17 protein-coding genes are annotated in these 17,169 nt (G+C 69.5%); 6 read left to right on the top strand and 11 right to left on the bottom strand.

Translation table 11 applies throughout. The features are described from left to right. Positions 1-8 precede the first annotated feature (8 nt). The 5 genes from LDL21_RS08845 to LDL21_RS08825 all read left to right on the top strand — a co-directional run bounded on the left by LDL21_RS08845 (position 9) and on the right by LDL21_RS08825 (position 7,386). Positions 9-1,436, top strand: coding sequence for an ABC transporter substrate-binding protein (locus tag LDL21_RS08845; RefSeq protein ID WP_225279569.1), 1,428 nt, complete (start codon positions 9-11; stop codon positions 1,434-1,436). Next, on the top strand, positions 1,433-2,335 hold the full coding sequence (locus LDL21_RS08840) for an ABC transporter permease (protein ID WP_225279568.1): 903 nt from the start codon (positions 1,433-1,435) through the stop codon (positions 2,333-2,335). The genes LDL21_RS08845 and LDL21_RS08840 overlap by 4 nt, the downstream gene beginning before the upstream one ends. Beyond that, positions 2,332-3,066 carry an ABC transporter ATP-binding protein gene (locus LDL21_RS08835; RefSeq protein WP_225279567.1) on the top strand — a complete coding sequence of 245 codons (735 nt, stop codon included), beginning with the start codon at positions 2,332-2,334 and terminating at the stop codon, positions 3,064-3,066. Before LDL21_RS08840 ends, LDL21_RS08835 begins: the two co-directional genes overlap by 4 nt. Next, positions 3,063-5,783: a fumarate reductase/succinate dehydrogenase flavoprotein subunit gene (locus LDL21_RS08830; RefSeq protein WP_225279566.1), complete on the top strand. Its 2,721-nt coding sequence runs from the start codon at positions 3,063-3,065 to the stop codon at positions 5,781-5,783. The genes LDL21_RS08835 and LDL21_RS08830 overlap by 4 nt, the downstream gene beginning before the upstream one ends. Before the next feature lie 352 nt (positions 5,784-6,135). Beyond that, positions 6,136-7,386, top strand: coding sequence for a serine hydrolase (locus tag LDL21_RS08825; protein ID WP_225279565.1), 1,251 nt, complete (start codon positions 6,136-6,138; stop codon positions 7,384-7,386). A gap of 9 nt (positions 7,387-7,395) precedes the next feature. On the opposite strand, the gene LDL21_RS08820 is transcribed toward LDL21_RS08825, so the two are convergent. The 4 genes from LDL21_RS08820 to LDL21_RS08805 all read right to left on the bottom strand — a co-directional run bounded on the left by LDL21_RS08820 (position 7,396) and on the right by LDL21_RS08805 (position 9,981). Then, the gene (locus LDL21_RS08820) at positions 7,396-7,647 is read right to left on the bottom strand and encodes a hypothetical protein (protein ID WP_225279564.1); all 252 of its coding nucleotides are present in this window, start codon (positions 7,645-7,647) and stop codon (positions 7,396-7,398) included. Between the two features lie 61 nt (positions 7,648-7,708). After that, positions 7,709-7,999, bottom strand: coding sequence for a hypothetical protein (locus LDL21_RS08815; RefSeq protein ID WP_174550258.1), 291 nt, complete (start codon positions 7,997-7,999; stop codon positions 7,709-7,711). A 195-nt stretch (positions 8,000-8,194) separates the two neighbouring features. Continuing rightward, entirely contained in the window at positions 8,195-8,836 is a 642-nt protein-coding gene (locus LDL21_RS08810; protein WP_181697425.1) for a response regulator, read from the bottom strand. Continuing rightward, on the bottom strand, positions 8,833-9,981 hold the full coding sequence (locus LDL21_RS08805) for a sensor histidine kinase (protein WP_225279563.1): 1,149 nt from the start codon (positions 9,979-9,981) through the stop codon (positions 8,833-8,835). Before LDL21_RS08805 ends, LDL21_RS08810 begins: the two co-directional genes overlap by 4 nt. 109 nt (positions 9,982-10,090) lie before the next feature. Between LDL21_RS08805 and LDL21_RS08800 the strand changes: the two genes are divergently transcribed. Then, complete coding sequence (locus LDL21_RS08800) at positions 10,091-10,639, top strand: hypothetical protein (RefSeq protein WP_181697424.1); 549 nt, start codon at positions 10,091-10,093, stop codon at positions 10,637-10,639. A gap of 8 nt (positions 10,640-10,647) precedes the next feature. On the opposite strand, the gene LDL21_RS08795 is transcribed toward LDL21_RS08800, so the two are convergent. From LDL21_RS08795 to LDL21_RS08765, 7 genes are read right to left on the bottom strand one after another with little or no spacing between them, the layout of a single operon-like run. Further along, positions 10,648-11,592 (bottom strand): ABC transporter substrate-binding protein, encoded by a 945-nt coding sequence (locus LDL21_RS08795; RefSeq protein ID WP_225279562.1) that lies wholly within the window; start codon positions 11,590-11,592, stop codon positions 10,648-10,650. Further along, complete coding sequence (locus LDL21_RS08790; RefSeq protein WP_225279561.1) at positions 11,589-12,308, bottom strand: class II aldolase/adducin family protein; 720 nt, start codon at positions 12,306-12,308, stop codon at positions 11,589-11,591. Before LDL21_RS08790 ends, LDL21_RS08795 begins: the two co-directional genes overlap by 4 nt. A gap of 14 nt (positions 12,309-12,322) precedes the next feature. Beyond that, positions 12,323-13,492 (bottom strand): LLM class flavin-dependent oxidoreductase, encoded by a 1,170-nt coding sequence (locus LDL21_RS08785; RefSeq protein WP_225279560.1) that lies wholly within the window; start codon positions 13,490-13,492, stop codon positions 12,323-12,325. Further along, complete coding sequence (locus LDL21_RS08780; RefSeq protein ID WP_225279559.1) at positions 13,489-14,583, bottom strand: LLM class flavin-dependent oxidoreductase; 1,095 nt, start codon at positions 14,581-14,583, stop codon at positions 13,489-13,491. Before LDL21_RS08780 ends, LDL21_RS08785 begins: the two co-directional genes overlap by 4 nt. Continuing rightward, positions 14,580-15,605, bottom strand: a complete 1,026-nt coding sequence (locus LDL21_RS08775) for an ABC transporter substrate-binding protein (RefSeq protein WP_225279558.1) — start codon at positions 15,603-15,605, stop codon at positions 14,580-14,582. The genes LDL21_RS08780 and LDL21_RS08775 overlap by 4 nt, the downstream gene beginning before the upstream one ends. Further along, the gene (locus LDL21_RS08770; protein WP_225279557.1) at positions 15,602-16,357 is read right to left on the bottom strand and encodes an ABC transporter ATP-binding protein; all 756 of its coding nucleotides are present in this window, start codon (positions 16,355-16,357) and stop codon (positions 15,602-15,604) included. Before LDL21_RS08770 ends, LDL21_RS08775 begins: the two co-directional genes overlap by 4 nt. Continuing rightward, positions 16,354-17,169, bottom strand: a complete 816-nt coding sequence (locus LDL21_RS08765) for an ABC transporter permease (protein ID WP_225279556.1) — start codon at positions 17,167-17,169, stop codon at positions 16,354-16,356. Before LDL21_RS08765 ends, LDL21_RS08770 begins: the two co-directional genes overlap by 4 nt.

Raw genomic sequence — 17,169 nt, 5'->3', positions numbered from 1 at the left:
CCCCACGCATGAAGATCACTCGTTTGCTGCCCGTCGCCCTTGCCGTCGCCCTCGCCGCGGCCGGGTGCTCACTCGAAAGTTCCACCGCCGCACCGGCAGGCACCGTCAAGGTTGTCATCGGCTATCAGTCCAAGACCATCAACACCGTCACCGCGGGCACGCTGCTGCGCGCACAGGGCTATCTCGAACGGCGGCTGCAGCAGATCACCGACGCGGGTGGCGCGAAGTATCAGGTGGAGTGGCAGGACTACGACACCGGTGCGCCGATCACCGCCCAGATGGTGGCGGAGAAGATCGATATCGGGTCGATGGGTGACTACCCGTTGCTTATCAACGGCTCACGCACCCAGGCCGCCGAGCGTTCCCGCACCGAGCTGGTGTCGATCACCGGCTACAACCCCAAGGGTGCGCTGAACATGGTTGTGGTGCCGCAGGATTCGCCTGCGCGCTCGCTGACCGACCTGGCCGGGCAGAAGATCTCGGCCAGTGTGGGTTCGGCGGGTCACGGCACCCTGGTGCAGGCGCTGAGCCGGGCGGGAATCGATCCGGCGAAGGGCGTGGAGGTGCTCAACCAGCAACCCCAGGTCGGAGCGACGGCACTGGAATCGCATCAGGTGAGCGCGCTGTCGCAGTTCGTGGCCTGGCCGGGTCTGCTGGTGCAGCAGAACAAGGCCAAGCTGCTCTACGACGGTGCCGAGCTGAATGTGCCGACTTTCCACGGGGTGGTCGCCCGGCGGGCGTACGCGGCCGAGCATCCCGAAGTGCTGCAGGCGTTCCTGGCCGCACAGCTGGACGCGACCGCCTTCCTCAACGAAAAGCCGTTCGAGGCCGCGGATCTCGTCGCGAAGGGGTCCGGGCTGCCGCAGGAGGTCGTGTACCTCTACAACGGACCCGGCGGCACGAGCTTCGACACGACCCTCAAGGCGAAGCTGATCGCGGCGTTCAAGGACGACGTGAACTATCTGAAGTCGATCGGTGACTTCGCCGACCTCGACATCGACGCGTTCGTCGAGGACGGGCCGCTGCGGCAGGCATTCGCCGAGACCGGCCGCGATTACGACGCGACCCTGGCCGAGTCGACCAACCCCAGCAAGGTCACCGGCACCGACCCGGTGTGCGCTGTGCCCGTGACTGATCCGGCCCTGGCCGGCGAGGTGTGGGTCGAGGGCGCCGACAAACCGCAGCCCGCCGCGAATCCCGACTGCCTGCTGCGGGCAGTCCAAGCCGCCGAGGCGCAGGGCAAGACCGTTCGCGCGGCGTATGTTCCCGATGCCGAGCTGGGCACCCGCTGGTTCGCGGACAAGGCGATCTGGTTGCGTGAGGGCACCCGGTACCTGCCCTTCACCACCCAGGCCGCAGCCGACCGGTATCGGGGTACCCACCCGGCGGCCACCGCTGTCACCTACGACCAGGCCGTCACGGAGGTCCGCGGATGACCCCCACCGCCCGCGCTGCCGCGGCACCCACCCCGACCATCGAGGCCACGGCGGCTCCCGCATCGCCGGAAACGCCGGTCGGCACACTGTCAACCACTGGAAGTGACGTAACCACCGCCGACTCCTCGGGGTGGACTTCGCGGTTGATCCGGGTCGGGTCGGTGGTGGCGGCGATCGGGTTGTGGCAGGTGCTCACCGCAGGCGATGTGCGGGCCGGACTGCGGTTCGACACCCTGCCGACGGTGACCGAGATCGTCGCCGAATTCGGGGAGCACCTGGGCAGCGGACAGTACTACCTGGATGTGGCGCAGTCGCTGATCCGGATCGTCACCGGGTTCGGGCTGGCCGCGGTCGTCGGGGTGCTGGCGGGCATCGGCCTTGGCCGGTCGCGGTTGCTGGCCGATGTGTTCGGTCCGCTGGCCGAACTGGTGCGGCCGATTCCGGCGATCGCGCTGGTCCCGGTGGCGATCCTGCTGTTTCCCAGCGACGAGTCGGGCATCGTCTTCATCACCTTCACCGCCTCGTTGTTCCCGGTACTGGTGAGCACCCGGCACGCGACGCGCGCGTTGCCGACCATCTGGGAGGACGCGGTCCGCACCCTCGGCGCGTCGCGGCGTGAGGTGCTCACCAGGGTGGTGGTACCCGGGATCCTGCCCGGCGTGTTCAGCGGATTGTCGGTGGGTATGGGGGTGGCCTGGATCTGCCTGATCTCCGCGGAGATGATCTCCGGTCGCCTCGGTATCGGCTACCGCACCTGGCAGTCCTACACCATCGTGGACTACCCGGCCGTGTTCGTCGGCATGATCACCATCGGCGTGCTCGGCTTCCTCACCTCCGGAATCGTCGAACTGGCCGGCCGGCGGGCCACCCGCTGGCTGCCGAGAGAGGTCGCCTCATGACCATCGCCACCGCCGTCTCGACCGGCATGCGCCTCGATCTGGAATCGGTGCGCGTCGGCTACGGCACCAGAACCGTTGTCCGCGAACTGGATCTGTCGATCGGTGCCGGGGAGATCCTCGTCCTGGTCGGCAAGTCCGGCTGCGGCAAGTCCACCCTGCTGCGTGCGATCGCCGGACTGCGCGAGCCGAGCGGGGGGACGATCCGGGCCGACGGTGATGTCGTCACCCGGCCGTCGGCGGACCGGGCACTGGTCTTCCAGGACGACGCGCTGCTGCCGTGGCGCACGGCTCGCGCCAATGTCGAACTGGCGCTGCGTCTTCGCGGTGTCGCGCGAGCGGAGCGCCGGGAACAGGCGTTGCGCTGGCTCGGCGAGGTCGGGCTCACCGGGCACGCCGAATACCTGCCTCGCGATCTGTCGGGCGGGATGCGTCAGCGTGTGCAACTCGCCCGCAGCCTGGCCGGTTCGCCGCGCGCGGTGCTGATGGACGAGCCCTTCGGCGCGCTCGACAGCCAGACCCGCGCCGAGATGCAGCGCCTGCTCGTCGACACCTGGCGCGCACATCCCACCACGATCGTTTTCGTCACCCACGACCTCGACGAAGCGCTGCGCCTCGCCGACCGGATCGCCGTGCTCGGCGCGGGCACGCTGCGGGCGGTCGTCGAGGTCCCCGACCCGCGCGAACCGGTCGACCGGAGCGCGCTGAGGTCCCGAATCCTGGAGTCGCTGTGAACATTCCCGATCTGGACGACCGCGTCCGCCTCGACTGCGATGTGCTCGTGATCGGTGGCGGAACGGCGGGCACCATGGCCGCGCTCACCGCCGCCGAATCCGGTGCGAACGTGCTGCTGCTCGAGAAAGCGCATGTGCGCCACTCCGGTGCGCTGGCCATGGGAATGGACGGCGTGAACAACGCCGTCATCCCCGGCAAGGCCGAACCGGAGGACTACGTCGCCGAGATCACCCGCGCCAACGACGGCATCGTCGACCAGCGCACCGTGTATCAAACGGCGACAAGAGGTTTCGCCATGGTGCAGCGACTCGAACGCTACGGGGTGAAGTTCGAGAAGGACGAGTACGGCGAATACGCGGTACGTCGGGTGCACCGCTCGGGCTCGTATGTGTTGCCGATGCCCGAGGGCAAGGACGTGAAGAAGGCGCTGTACCGGGTGCTGCGTCAGCGCAAAATGCGGGAGCGGATCCGGATCGAGAACCGGCTCATGCCGGTGCGGGTGCTGACCGCCGAGGGCCGCGCGGTCGGTGCGGCCGCGTTGAATACGCGCACCGGCGAATTCGTCGAGGTGGCGGCGAAAGCGGTGATCCTGGCGACGGGTCCGTGCGGCAGGCTCGGGCTGCCTGCCTCGGGTTACCTCTACGGCACCTACGAGAACCCGACCAATGCGGGCGACGGGTACTCAATGGCCTATCACGCCGGCGCCGAACTCTCCGGCATCGAGTGCTTTCAGATCAACCCGCTGATCAAGGATTACAACGGCCCGGCCTGCGCGTATGTGGCCAACCCGTTCGGCGGCTATCAGGTCAATGCCGAGGGTGAACGGTTCGTGGACTCGGACTACTGGTCGGGCCAGATGATGGCCGAAGTGAAGCAGGAGATCGAATCCGCGCGCGGCCCCATCTATCTCAAGGTGTCGCACCTGCCCGACGAGACGCTGTCCACCCTCGAATCGATCCTGCACACGACCGAACGCCCCACTCGCGGGACGTTCCACGCCAACCGCGGTCACGACTACCGCACCCACGACATCGAGATGCACATCTCCGAAATCGGTTTGTGCAGTGGCCATTCGGCGTCGGGTGTGTGGGTGGACGAGAACGCGCGCACCACGGTGCCCGGGTTGTATGCGGCCGGTGACCTGGCGTGCGTGCCGCACAACTACATGATCGGCGCGTTCGTCTACGGCGACCTCGCGGGTGCGCACGCGGCGTCCACGCTGGCCGAGGTCGAGGCACCGAGTTCGCTGCCCGTCGATCAGCTCGCCGAGGCACACGAACTCGTCTACCGCCCGTTGCGGCAGCCCGAGGGTCCGCCGCAGACCCAGGTCGAGTACAAGCTGCGCCGGTTCGTGAACGACTACGTGGCGCCACCGAAGACGGCGGCGAAACTGTCGATCGCGGTGGAGACCTTCGAGCGGATGCGCGCCGAGGTCGACGGGATCGGTGCGACCACACCGCACGAGCTGATGCGCGCGGTGGAGGTCCAGTTCATCCGCGACTGCGCCGAGATGGCCTCGCGCAGTTCGCTGACGCGCACGGAATCGCGGTGGGGGCTCTACCACGATCGCGCCGACCTGCCAGACCGCGACGACGAGTCGTGGAATTTCCACCTGAATCTGCGCAAGACCGCCGACGGGGAGATGGAGTTCGTCAAACGGTCGGTGGCGCCCTATCTGGTGCCGGTGCCCGGCCTCGACGACGTGCCGTCGGCCGAGCCGATCGTCGAGGTGATCGCCCAGCCGGAACTGGTCGGCACCCGGGCACCTCAGCGTGCGGCGCCTGCCCGCACCGTAGCCGCGCCGGTGTCGCCGTCCTCGCCCCGGCTGGTCACCCTGCTGGCGCTGGATTCGCCTGTACTCGAAGATGTTTCGAGCTTCCTGACCGATCCTGATCCGGTCGTCCGTGTCGCGGCGCTGTCGGTGCTCACCGAGAACACCCCCGACGGTTTCGCCGACGAGTTGGTGCGCGCCCTCGGTGACGAGGGCGCATCGGTGCGCCGGGCCGCCACCGAGAGCTTGCGGGAACTGGTGGAGGTGCTGCCGGGGCCCGGTGCGCTGGCGGAATACCTCAGCTCCCCGGATCCGCTGGTGCGCGCCACGGTCGTCGACCTGTTGCGTGCGCTACGGGCCGGGTCCGCCACGGCATTCCGTGCGGCACTACGCGATCCGGATCACCGGGTGCGGATCGAAGCGGTGCGGGCGCTTGTCTCGCTCGACGACGCCGACGCCGTCGCCTCGATCGCCGGTGACGCCAACCGGGAGGTGCGCATCGCGGTCGCCCAAGGGCTGGCCTCGATCGGCGCGGGTGGACACGAAGTGATCCGGACACTGGTCACCGACCCGGACCCCCTGGTCCGTGCGGCCGCGCTCACCGCCTATGCCGCCCTCGGCACCGACGACCTCACCGAACTGGTTGCGGCCCTGGGCCACTCGGCCTGGCAGGTGCGCGTCGGCGCCGCCAAGGGCCTAGCGGGTGCCAGCCCGGACCTTGCGGTGGAACCGCTGCGCGCGGCGTTGTCCGATCGCCACCTCGATGTCCGCAAGGCAGCGGTCCTGTCACTGTCCACCTGGCCGGACAGCGGCACTGCGCTCGACGCCCTCGAGTCCGCGGTAGAAGACCCCGACGCCGACGTCCGCGCGTACGCCCGTCGGGCGGTCACAGCGGCGGGCCGGACTCCCGGTGCCGACGCGCTCCCGGCCGACGCTGTCGCCTGACAACCCCCCACGTCGGCCGACGTTGCCCGGCTGGTCGACGGTGGCGCAGGCGGCGACGGTGGTCGCCACCAACTCGTCGACCTGCGCCGCGCCGACTGCTCGCTCACCGCGGGTGGTATCGGCCGATACGAACGCCAGGAAACCGCGCACCCGGCGATGTCGGTCGAGGCCGCGCCAGCACTCCTTGTCCTTCGCGTCCTCGATCAGATGTACTCGCTCCGCACCGGTCATGTCCTCCACCGAGGCAGCAGGCAGGGCGATGACCGCGCCCTTCGCCCAGGCAGATCTCTGACGCGCACGCTGCCCTGGCTGACGGAGGCGGGACTGTAGCCGGCGTCGGTAGGCTGGCCCGATGAACGCACTCGCTGGCACATTGGTGCAGGTTGCCGATGATCTGGACTCGGTGACGACGATCGGGCACGAGGACGACCCCGCCGATGCGGGGTCATCGCGGGCCGATGTCGAGGCACTGTGGTCGTCGGTGCGGGCGTGGTATTCGATGGGGACCACCCCGGCGATCCAGGTGTGTCTGCGCCGCAACGGCAAGATCGTGCTGAATCGAGCCATCGGGCACGGCTGGGGCAATACACCGCGAGAGCAGCCGGACGCGGAGAAGATCCTCGTCACCCCCGACACCCCGTTCTGCGGATTCTCGACCGCCAAGGGCGTGGCCGCGACGGTGGTGTCGATGCTCATCGAGCAGGGTGCGTTCGCGGCGGACGACGCGGTGTGCGACTACATCCCGGAGTTCGCGGCGCACCGCAAGGGTGTGATCACCATCGGCGACGTGCTCTCGCATTCGGCGGGCATCCCGTTCATCACCCCGCCGTACCAGGGGGCGGAGCTGGTGATCGACGAGGATCTCGCGCTCGAGGCGCTCACCGCGCTGGTCCCCAGCTGGCCGCCGGGCCGCTTCCGCGTCTATCACGCGCTGACCAGCGGGCTCGTCCAGCGGTTGCTCGTGCAGCGGGCGACGGGCAAAAGGATGCGCGAGCATCTCGCCGAGCAGGTGCTCGAACCGTTGGGTTTCCGGTGGAACAACTTCGGCGTCGACCCGGCCGATGTCGACAAAGTGGTGCCGAGCGTGAAGACCGGTCCCCCGCCGTCCCGGCTGATGCTGTTCCTGACGAACAAGGCGGTCGGCGGGCGGATGGACAAGGCCTCCAAGGCGACCAACGACGCCTTCCTCACCGCCGAACTGCCCTCGGGCAATCTCGTGACCACCGCGTACGAGCTGTCGCGGTTCTACGAGATCCTCGCCCGCGGCGGCGAATTGGACGGAGTGCGGATCATGGACCCCGACACCGTACGCACCGCGATCGGGCAGGCCGACCGGATGCCGGGACTCGCGGGCCGGGTCAGCCGGGCTGGTTTCGAATTGGGCGCTCGCCGTTCCAAATTCGGGCCGGACACCACCCACCATTTCGGCCGCAGCGGGCTGACCACCCAGTACGGGTGGGCAGACCCCGATCGCGGCCTGTCCGGCGCGATCCTCACCAGCGGCAAAGCCTCAACCGACACCGATCGGCCGTGGCAACTGGTCGCCCAGGTATCGAAAACCCTGCGCCCGCTCGCTCCGACCGAGCGACTCTTCCGGCCCTGAATCAGCAGGTCAGATCATGCCGCCCAGGGAGGTTCCCCCGCTGCTGCCGCTGCTCGGCGGGGAGGGGTAGCTGCGGCCGCTCGACGAGCCGGCGTGCCCGGAGCCGTGTCCGGTCTGTGGCCGGGTCTGTCGATACCGCCGGGCGCGGACAGCTTCCGCGCGCCACTCCCGCTTCGCCCGAAACCACATCATCACCGCGGCAACGGCGCCGGCGAGCAGGATGAGGAGGACCACGCAGACGCCGATCAGGAACCACTCCATCCGTCCACGGTACGGTCGGCTTCTTCTCCGGAAACAGAGGCTTCCGGCCCTCAGTGTTGTGTCAGGCTCCGATGACGGCGTTCATGATGGTGCCCGCGCTGGTGGCGACCGCGCCGCCCGCCATCGCGCTGGCGATCATCTTGGGTGACTGCAGGCCGCCGCCGTTCCACTTCTCCCAGGCGAAGCGGCCGCCGCCGTAGGTGATGGCGGTGACGCCGGACAGCAGGATCATCCAGGTGAAGTACCGGCCGAGCTGCAGCACCTTGTCGGCCATGGGCGGCGCCTCCGGCGTCGGGTTGCCCACCTGCGCGAGAACGATGCCATAGGTGTCGTGCACAGCGGCCAGGATCATGCTCACGATCGTTGCTCCTTCGTCGGTTGTTCGTGGTGACGCCGATGTCGAGAACGCGTGACGCGGTAGAGCCAGATCTATTGAATATTCAACCTCAGGCGGGTCGGGTGGCGTGCACGACACTCCGCAGGCCACCTGGGCGCCCTGACATGGGTATTGAACCGGCGTGCCCGTTTCAAACGGCACGATATGGCGTCACGGAAATTCGAGACCGACCTGTGCCGCGATGACGGCGGCCTGCACGCGTGATTGCACGCCGAGCTTGCTCAGCACCCGCGAGACGTGCGTTTTCACCGTCGCCTCGCCGATCCGCAGGCGGGTGCCGATCTGCATGTTGGACAGGCCGGCGCCGAGACCGGCCAGCACCTGCCGTTCGCGGTCGGTGAGGGCCGAGAGGTCGGGTGGGGTGGTTTCCTCGGTGCGTGGGAGGGCGGCGATCACGGCACGGGTCACCTTGGGGTCGAGTACCGCGTCGCCGTCGGCCACCGCTTGGACGGCGCGGACCAGGTCGTCGCCGCCCACCGATTTCAGCAGGAACCCGCTGGCGCCTGCCGACAGCGCGCCGAGCACGTAGTCATCGATGGCGAAGGTGGTGAGGACCAGGACTTTGGCGCTGGTCTCGGCGACGACGGCCGCCGTGGCCGCCAGGCCGTCGACGCGGGGCATGCGCACGTCCATCAGGACGACGTCGGGGCTCAGTGCCTTGGCCTGGCGGACGGCCGCGGCACCGTCGGCCGCTTCACCGACCACCCGCACCTCGCCGGTGGCCTCGAGCAGCATCTTCAGGCCGGCGCGGATCGCGGCGTGATCGTCGGCCACCAGCACGGTCACCGTCATCTGGCCTCCAGGGGGATCCGGACCCGAACATGCCACCGGCTGTCGCGGGCGCCCGCCGTCGCGGTGCCGTCCACCGATTCGGCGCGGAACATCATGTTGCGCAACCCGTTTCCGTGACCTGCCGCCGCCTCGGAGCGGAGCGGATTGCTCGCCTCGACCACCAATGCCGTGCCCTCCCGGCGCAGGTCGATGTCCAAGGGTGCGCCCGGTGCGTGTTTAGTCGCGTTGGTGATGGTCTCGCCGAGGATCCGGGTGACCACGGCCTCGATCGCCAGCGGCATCGACAGGTCGTCGGGCCGCCGCAGCGACACCGACCCACCTGCCGCCTCGGCCGCCTCGATCAGGCCGTCCAGCGAGGCCAGCCGGGTCGTGACGGCGCTGTCATCGGGTCCGGTGAGCAGTTCGATGGTGGTGCGCATCTCTTCCATGGCGGCCAGGCTGCTCGACCGGATCGTTTGCAGGACACCGATATTGCCCGGGTCGCGCTGCGCGACCTCGGCGAGGATGGCGACGGCCGAGACGTGACCGGCGACCGCGTCGTGCAGATCGCGGGCCAGGCGCCTGCGCTCCTCCCCGATGGCGGCGGAGCGTTCGGCGTCGCGCGCGGCGAGTTCGGCGCGACCGGCGTCGCGTTCGGCGTCGACCATCCGCCGGGAGGCTCGCACGGCCCGGCCGTAACCCAGGGGCGACCAGGTGAGCGCCACCCCGATCAGACCGGCGTAGAGCCCGGCACGCACCCCGAGCAGTGCCAGGGCGAGCAGCGCCCCACCGACGGTCACCAGGAACGCGAACCAGCCGACCACCACCGACAGACGGGCCGACCCGGTGCTCACGGCCAGGAAGATCACATCGGTGAGCGCGATCCACAGCGGCAACGAGGGCCCGAAGACGAAGTCGCCTGCCAGCAACGCGATCATCAGCCCGAATGCGAGGGCGGGCCTGCGTTGCGCGGTGAGCTGGATGGCGAGGGCGGCGAACAGCAGTGCCAGTTTCGCGGCGGGCGGATAGAGATCGCGGTCGGCGACGATGGACCAGCCACCGACTCCCCACAGCAGCAACCCGACGAGGAAGACCCCGACGGCCGCGGAGGTGGCGCTGTCGAACGCCTCCACGAGCCGGTCCATGGGCGCGCGGACGGTGGGCATCTGCTCATTCCAGCACATCGGGCGGTGGTAGACGTCCCCCGAAGGACGGACCCGCCCGCGACCGGAAGCCGGATGTGTCACCCGGACCCGGTTCGGCACCCTGAGGTACATGAACGAACTGACGAATCCGGTCCTGCTCACGATCGCGGGGTGTGAGATCGGCTTCTGGGTGCTGGTGGTGGGCGGGTTGGCTCTGCGCTACCTGCTGCGGTTGCGCCGCGCCAGCACCGTCACCCTGGCGCTGGTCCCGGCGCTGGACGTGGTGCTGGTGGTCGCGGTGGCGATCGATCTGCACCGGGGTGGCGAAGTGACGTTCGCGCACCGGATCGCCGGGATCTACCTCGGCTGCACGGTGATGTTCGGACCGCGCATGATCCGGTGGCTGGACGAGCGCTTCGCCCACCGCTTCGCCGGCGGCCCCGCACCGGTTCGGGTGCCGAAATACGGGCCCGAACGCACCCGCAAGGAGTGGGCCGATTTCGCCCGCTGGCTCGGCGCCGCGGCCATCGCGGGCGCGCTCACCCTGGCGCTGAGCTACACCGTGGCCGACGCCGAGCAGCGCGAACAGCTGATGGGGATCTTCGGTTCGCTCGGCGTGATCACGGTGATCTGGCTGCTGACCGGACCGGTGTGGGTCACGGGGTCGCGGCGGAGTTGATCCGGGGCTCAGACCGTGGTGGTGGCCTGTTCGTCGATCAGCTCCCCGATCCACGGGAGCACCGCCGATCGGACCTCGATCGCGCGCGGGAGCAGCCCGTTCGCGGCGAGCAGGTCGGCGGCGCGCTGCTGTTCGTCGAGGAAGTCCTCGCTCACGGGGTGTACGCCGAACGGTCGGCCGCGCAGGGCCGCTTCCCAGGCGTCCAGGTCGGCGGGGATCCCGTGGCGAAGCGCGTCGTCGACGAAATACTGCGCCGCGGCCCGCGGGTTCTCGGCGATCCAGGCGTCGGATTCGCGCAGCGCCGCCAGCACCGCCTCCACGGTGTCTGGATCGCCTTCGGCCAGGTCGCGGCGGGTGAACCACAGGGACGGGTGGCTGAAGACCGAGGCGGTGTCGACCAGTGTGACGAGTTCGGTGGCAGCCTCGATCTCGTGCAGACCGGGGTAGGTGCCGACCCAGGCATCGAGCTCACCGGCCAGCAGTGCCGCGCCGCCGCCGCGCACGTCCACGTCGATCGGTTCGACATCGGCCCAGGTCAGGCCGACCTTGTCGAGAGCGAACAGCAGCAACGTGGTCTGCCAGGAGCCGTGCGCGATGCCGACCCGCTTGCCGCGCAGATCGGCGGCGGAGGTGATGCCGCTCGCGGCGGTCGCGACCAGCCTGCCGTTCTCCACCCGCGGGCCCGAGATGCCGAGGTAGACGATGTCGCGCTGGTTGGCCAGCGCCGTGAGTGGTGGGGTGAAGCCGGTGCCGATGATGTCGTAGCCGCCCTCGGTGAACAACCAGTCCGAATGTTCGCCGGGCAGTGCGGTTTTCGGGTCGACCCGGGCGGGCCGGGGCAGTTCGCGCAGGTCGACCCATTCGACCTCGGGCAGCAGCCGTTCGAGAATGCCACGGTGGCGCAGGACGAACAGGGAATTGTTGTGCGGGAAGTAGCCGACCCGGATGCTCATCGCGCGTCTCCGATCAGGCCGAGGCGGCGGGCTTCGTCGGCCAGCCCGCTGCGCTGCCACTGCACCGCCAGGTTGGACGGATCGAATTCGACCGAGCCGCCGAGCGTTTCGGCGATCGCCTGATACTGCGCGCCCTCCTCGAGCAGCACCACGAATTTCGCCAGTTCCAACAGGCCGGCACGGCCGATCACGTTGGCCCCGCCGTTCGCCTCGAAGATGGCTGCCAGGTGCGGGTCGGTCTCGAGCTTGCTCAGGATGAACTCGCCCGCCCCGATGGTGCGGTCGATGTGCGGCGGGATCTCGCGCGACAGGGTGAGCCGCTGGGAGGCGGCGTAGCGGATGGGCAGGGTGCGGTGGGTCTGGGCCCAGCCACCCAGCCACGGCGTGTGGATGTGCACGACCGAGGTGATCTCCGGGTGCGCGCGGAAGACCTTCGCGTAGCCGGTGACGAACCCGGCGGATCCCTTGCCGGACAGCACTTCTCCGTCGAAGGTCGCCACGACGGGCTCGACCGTGCGGTCGGTGGCCCAGGGGCCGGGTTCGTTGAGGGCGACGGCGATCTCGGTACCTGGCACGCGCTCGACGAAGTTGACGGTGCCGTTGCCGGTGACGGTTCCGGTTTCCCGGAAGACCCGGAACGCGGTCTCGGCGTCGCGGGTGGCCGCCGCGACGAAGGCTGTCACGGTCTCCGTCAGCAGGGTTTCGGTGGTGGTCATAGGGACTCCTGTGGTTATCGGGCCGTCGCGAGGACGGTGTCGGTGGGCGGGGCGGTGAGCCGGGCGCGGCCGAGCAGCGGCAGTACTTCCTCGCCGACCCGATAGGCCTCTTCCAGATGCGGGTTGCCCGCGAGGATGAAGGCGTCGACGCCGAGGTCGATCAATTCGTCGAGCCGCTGGGCTACCTGTTCGTAGCTACCGACCAGGCCGAACGCCGGGCCGCCCCGGATCAGGCTGAAACCGCACCAGACATTGGGCTGTACTTCCAGATCGCGGTAGCCGGTGATGTTCTCGGGCACCCAGCCCTTGATCCGGGCAGCGCCGAACGAGTCGCCCTGGGCCGCGCGGTTGGCGGCGTCGCGGTCGACGAAAGCCCAGCCCTTCTCGATCTCGGCCCACGCGGCTTCCTCGGTGTGGCGGGCGACGATGTCGATGCGGACGGCGAACTTCGGTGTGCGCCCGGTGGTTTCGGCGTTGCGGCGGACACCGTCGAACTTGGCGCGCAGGTCGGCGTAGGGCTCGAGCCAGGACAGGTAGTAGTCGGCGTGGCGGCCCGCGGCGGCCACGGCGGCACCCGACGAACCGGAGAAGTACACCTCGGGGAAGGGTTGCCCGGCCAGGCCCGGTGGCAGTGCGGCGCCTTCGGTGCGGAAGAAGCGGCCGTCGTGATCGAAGGGCTCACCATCCCAGACGCCGCGCAGCACGTCGAGGAACTCGCTCGTGCGCGCGTAGCGGTCGTCGTGGGAAACCTTGTCGCCCCACCACAATTGGGCCGGACCGCCACCTCCGCTGATGATGTTGTAGACCAGCCGCCCGCCCGTGGCGCGCTGCAGGCTCGCCGACATGCGTGCCGCCTGCACCGGGTGCAGGAAGCCGGGCTGGAAGGCGACCATGAAGCGGTAGGTGGTGGTCTCGGCGGCCAGCGCGGCGGCGAAGGCCCACGGGTCGTCGGTCACCGGGAACGACGGCAGCAACCCGCCGAGGAACCCCGCCGATTCCGTGGCCTTGGCGACCGCGGCGACGTGATCGAGGTAGGTGTACTCGTCGAGCGCGCCGTTCCGCACGGCCGGGGCGATATTGCCCGGGCCGTAGCCACCCGCGTTGCCCCGGTTGTAGCGGCGTGGGGTCCGCAGCGAGGCGTGATCGCCTTCCATGCCGATGCGCCAGTAGACGTCGATGGTCATGCGGTGACCTCCTGAGCGAGAGTGCGGGCCGTCGGGTCGGCGAGGAACAGCAGGTGCTCGCCCGCGCGATGGATTTCCTCGACAGCGGGGTGGCCCGACAGCACGAATGTCTGCACGCCTGCGGCCGCGTAATCGGAAAGGTGTTGTGCCACCTGCTCGTAGCTGCCGACGAGGCCGATGCGCTGGTCGTAGCCGAACGCGTGGAACCCGGACCAGCGTCCCTCACCGAGGGTGTGGTCGGCGACGTTGTCGGGTCGGTCGAGTTCGGCCCACTGCCGATGCACCCTGGCCCAGGCTTCGGCCTCGGTCTCTCTGGCGATGATCGGCAATTCGAGGCCGACGCGCACGCGGCGCCCGGACGCGGCGGCCCGCTCCCCCAATTCGGTGACCGCACCGGTGATTCCGTCTTCCTGCTCGGCGAACAGGTGGACATCACCGTGTGCGGCGGAGAGCGCCAGCGCGGCGGGTGTGGTCCCGCTCAGATGCACCACCGGGAACGGCAGGCCGGACAGGATGCCACGGAAGCCACCGTCGACCACGTCGTAATAGCGACCCGCGTAATCGAAACCGGTGCCCGCGAATCCCGCTGCATCGACCTCGTTCTCGTTCCAGACCCCGCGTGCCACGGTGAGGAATTCCGCGGCACGGTCGTAGCGCTCGTCACCGGTGACCCGGTCACCGCGCGTGCGCGCCTCGGCTTCATCGGTGTCGACGGCCAACCGCCAGTTCAGCCGCCCCGCCGAGTGCCGCTGCAGGGTCGCCGACACCTTGGCCGCGTACACCGGGGTGCCGAACGCGGGCTGGAATTCGACCGTTACCCGCGTGTAGCGGGTGGCGCGCAGGGCCGCGGCCGCCACGATCCAGGATTCCTCGCCGAGCGGGTCGTAGGGTGCGAGCACGCCGTCGAAGCCGGTGAGTTCGGCGGCGTCGACGATCTGGGCGAGGTCGTCGAACGGGCCGAAGCGACCCGGCCGCAAATCGGTGGTCTCGACAACGGGGTTCGGCGGTCCGAACCCGCCGCGGCCACGCAGCGCCGGATCGGCGCGTCGTCCGTCACCACGGCTGGGCAGCCGCCACAGGAAATCGGTCATGCCGGCACCCGCTCGGCAGCGACGATCTCACGCGCACGGGCCAACGGCTCAGGGGCGACCCAGGATTCGAGATCGAAATCGGCGGCCAGGAAGCCGTGGGTGTAGAGGAACTGCTTCTGCACACCGAGCAGTTCGATCCGTTCGTCGGTGAGCGAGGGATGCAGGCCGCGGTGGAACTCGGCGCCGTAGGCAGCGACGACACCGGCCGGGCCGGACAGCGTTTCGCGCTGGAGCACAGCGCGGACACCGTCGAGGTCACCGGCGGCCCAGTCGGCCGCGCGCAGGCTCTGCGCGAGGAAGCCGACGACGACCTCGGGCCGGGATTCGAGCAGGTCGGCGTGGACCGTGATCGGGCGCGGGGTGCCGTTGTTGACCCGCAGGTGCTTGGTGGCCGAGGCGTCGAGGTCGACCGCCACGCGCAGACCGTTCTCGGCCGCCACCTCCTTGGCGCGAGCGCCCTTGACGTAGATCGCGTCGACCCTACCGTCGAGGAGTTCGTCCACACCCCAGGTCGTCGAGCGACGAGCGCTCTGGATCTCGGTGCGCACCTGCGGATCCCGCTCGACCGCCAGCTCGACGACGCGCACATCGGCCAGGGTCAGCCCGGCCGGGCGCAGGGCGTTGGCGAAGCCGTGCAGCGCCATCGCTCGCGGGAAGCTACGGGCCTGGTCCTGCGCCCAGGCGGGGACGCCGATGCGCAGCCCGGCCAGCCCGGCGGCGTCGGTGACCGGCGAATCGGGGCCGACCAGGATCGCCTGGGACTCGTCGATCCAGGTGAGCCCGATCAGGCGGGTCGGTGAGCCCTGTGCGCGTGCGGCCAGGGCCGGCACATTTCCGCCCTCGCGGATCAGGCCGGACAGGTCGTGCAGGAAGTGGTGCCCGGCGAGTTCGGGGCCCGCGTCCTGCAGCACGCCGAATTCGAGGCCCGCGTTCGCGGCGGTCTCACCGAGCCAGCCGAGGCTGTGCGCCAGGCCGCTCGCGGTGGGCACGGGGCAGCGGGTGTACCACAGGGTTTCGGTCATGACAGGCTCCTTGCATGTGGTCCGACACCGAGTTGGGCGAGGAATCGCGTTCGGTAGCCGAGGGTTTCGGGTGCCGCGTGATCGCGCGGGTGGGGTAGGTCGACGGTCTCGTCGACGGCGAAACGGCCGCGGTCGAGGATGATCACCCGGTCGGCGAGCCGGATCGCCTCGTCGACATCGTGGGTGACCATGAGCACGGCGGGCCGGTGACGCGCGACCAGATCGCCGACCAGGTCCTGCATGCGCAGCCGGGTCAGCGCGTCCAGCGCCGCGAACGGCTCGTCGAGCAGCAGCAGTTCCGGTTCGCGCACCAGGGCCCTGGCCAGGGCGGCGCGCTGCGCCTCGCCACCGGACAGGGTGGCGGGCCACTGCCCCGCCTTGCCGTCTAGGTGCACTTCGGTCAACGCGCGCAGGCCGGCTTCGCGCTGCGCTCTGCCGCGCCGCAGGCCGACGATCACGTTGGCCAGCACCCGCTTCGACGGGATCAGGCGCGGTTCCTGATATACGGTCGTGCGGCGCGGCGGTACGAGAACCTCACCGGCGTCCGGTGTTTCGAGCCCGGTGAGCAGGCGTAGCAGCGTGGTCTTGCCGGTGCCGCTCGGGCCGAGCAGTACCACGAATTCGCCGCGGCGGATGGTGAGGTCGACGCCGTCGAGCACGGTCTTGTCCCCGAAGGCCTTGTGCAGTCCGGTGATCGACACCGCCACCGGGTTCGCCGCTACCTCGATCGGGGCGGCTGCTGTTGTCGTCATCGGATCGCCACCTGCTTGCGCCAGGGCATCGCGTACCGTTCCGCGAGCCGTACGAGTGCGTCGAACACCAGACCGAGCAGCGCGTAGAGGACCACGCACAGCACCATGTAGTCGGTGCGGTTGTATTCCTGGGCCAGCGTCACCAGGTAGCCGACGCCCTGCTGGGTGCCGACTTGTTCGGCGGCGATCAGCGCGGTGATGCTGATCGACAAGCACACCCGCAGCGCCATCAGGATGCCGGGCAGCGCGGCGGGCACGATCACCTCGACGACGAGCCGGGTTCCGGTGAGCCCGAAGCTGCGCGCCGCCTCGACCATCTTCCGGTCGACATTGCGCACGCCCAGGTAGGTGTAGGCGTACATCGGGGCGGTGGTCGCCACCGCGATCAGCAGCACCTTGTAGAGCTCGTCGATGCCGAACCAGGCGATGAACAACGGAACCAGTGCCAGGAACGGCACCGCACGCACGATCTGCATGGTCGAGTCGACGAGTTCCTCGCCGAGCGCGGACAGCCCCGACAGCAGCCCGAGCACCAGTCCGACGCCGACCCCGATCGCCACCCCGGCGGCTGCCCGGCCGAACGAGGCGAGTGCGAAGTCGAGCAGTTGACCGCTCCCCGCCAGCTCGACCAGTGCCGACCAGACGGCACCGGGTCCGGCGATCACCCGCGGCGAGATCGCACCGCTTGCCGAACCCGCCCACCAGGCGAGCACGATGAGGACGGGTAGCAGCGCGCGCAGACCGAGCGACAACCAGCGTGGCCGCTCCCGGGTGCGCCGGACACGAGGCGGGGCGAGGACGAGAGTGCTCAC

Source organism: Nocardia rosealba, assembly GCF_020216065.1.
GTDB lineage: Bacteria > Actinomycetota > Actinomycetes > Mycobacteriales > Mycobacteriaceae > Nocardia > Nocardia rosealba.
This window is presented reverse-complemented; position numbering and strand designations above follow the sequence as displayed.

Coding starts and splice junctions, on each gene's coding strand:
- LDL21_RS08800 (WP_181697424.1), top strand. CDS start 10,091: ATGAACGAACTGACGAATCCGGTCCTGCTCACGATCGCGGGGTGTGAG.
- LDL21_RS08840 (WP_225279568.1), top strand. CDS start 1,433: ATGACCCCCACCGCCCGCGCTGCCGCGGCACCCACCCCGACCATCGAG.
- LDL21_RS08780 (WP_225279559.1), bottom strand. CDS start 14,583: ATGACCGATTTCCTGTGGCGGCTGCCCAGCCGTGGTGACGGACGACGC.
- LDL21_RS08805 (WP_225279563.1), bottom strand. CDS start 9,981: ATGCCCACCGTCCGCGCGCCCATGGACCGGCTCGTGGAGGCGTTCGAC.
- LDL21_RS08815 (WP_174550258.1), bottom strand. CDS start 7,999: ATGATCCTGGCCGCTGTGCACGACACCTATGGCATCGTTCTCGCGCAG.
- LDL21_RS08775 (WP_225279558.1), bottom strand. CDS start 15,605: ATGACCGAAACCCTGTGGTACACCCGCTGCCCCGTGCCCACCGCGAGC.
- LDL21_RS08845 (WP_225279569.1), top strand. CDS start 9: ATGAAGATCACTCGTTTGCTGCCCGTCGCCCTTGCCGTCGCCCTCGCC.
- LDL21_RS08790 (WP_225279561.1), bottom strand. CDS start 12,308: ATGACCACCACCGAAACCCTGCTGACGGAGACCGTGACAGCCTTCGTC.
- LDL21_RS08785 (WP_225279560.1), bottom strand. CDS start 13,492: ATGACCATCGACGTCTACTGGCGCATCGGCATGGAAGGCGATCACGCC.
- LDL21_RS08810 (WP_181697425.1), bottom strand. CDS start 8,836: ATGACGGTGACCGTGCTGGTGGCCGACGATCACGCCGCGATCCGCGCC.
- LDL21_RS08825 (WP_225279565.1), top strand. CDS start 6,136: ATGAACGCACTCGCTGGCACATTGGTGCAGGTTGCCGATGATCTGGAC.
- LDL21_RS08820 (WP_225279564.1), bottom strand. CDS start 7,647: ATGGAGTGGTTCCTGATCGGCGTCTGCGTGGTCCTCCTCATCCTGCTC.
- LDL21_RS08795 (WP_225279562.1), bottom strand. CDS start 11,592: ATGAGCATCCGGGTCGGCTACTTCCCGCACAACAATTCCCTGTTCGTC.
- LDL21_RS08770 (WP_225279557.1), bottom strand. CDS start 16,357: ATGACGACAACAGCAGCCGCCCCGATCGAGGTAGCGGCGAACCCGGTG.
- LDL21_RS08835 (WP_225279567.1), top strand. CDS start 2,332: ATGACCATCGCCACCGCCGTCTCGACCGGCATGCGCCTCGATCTGGAA.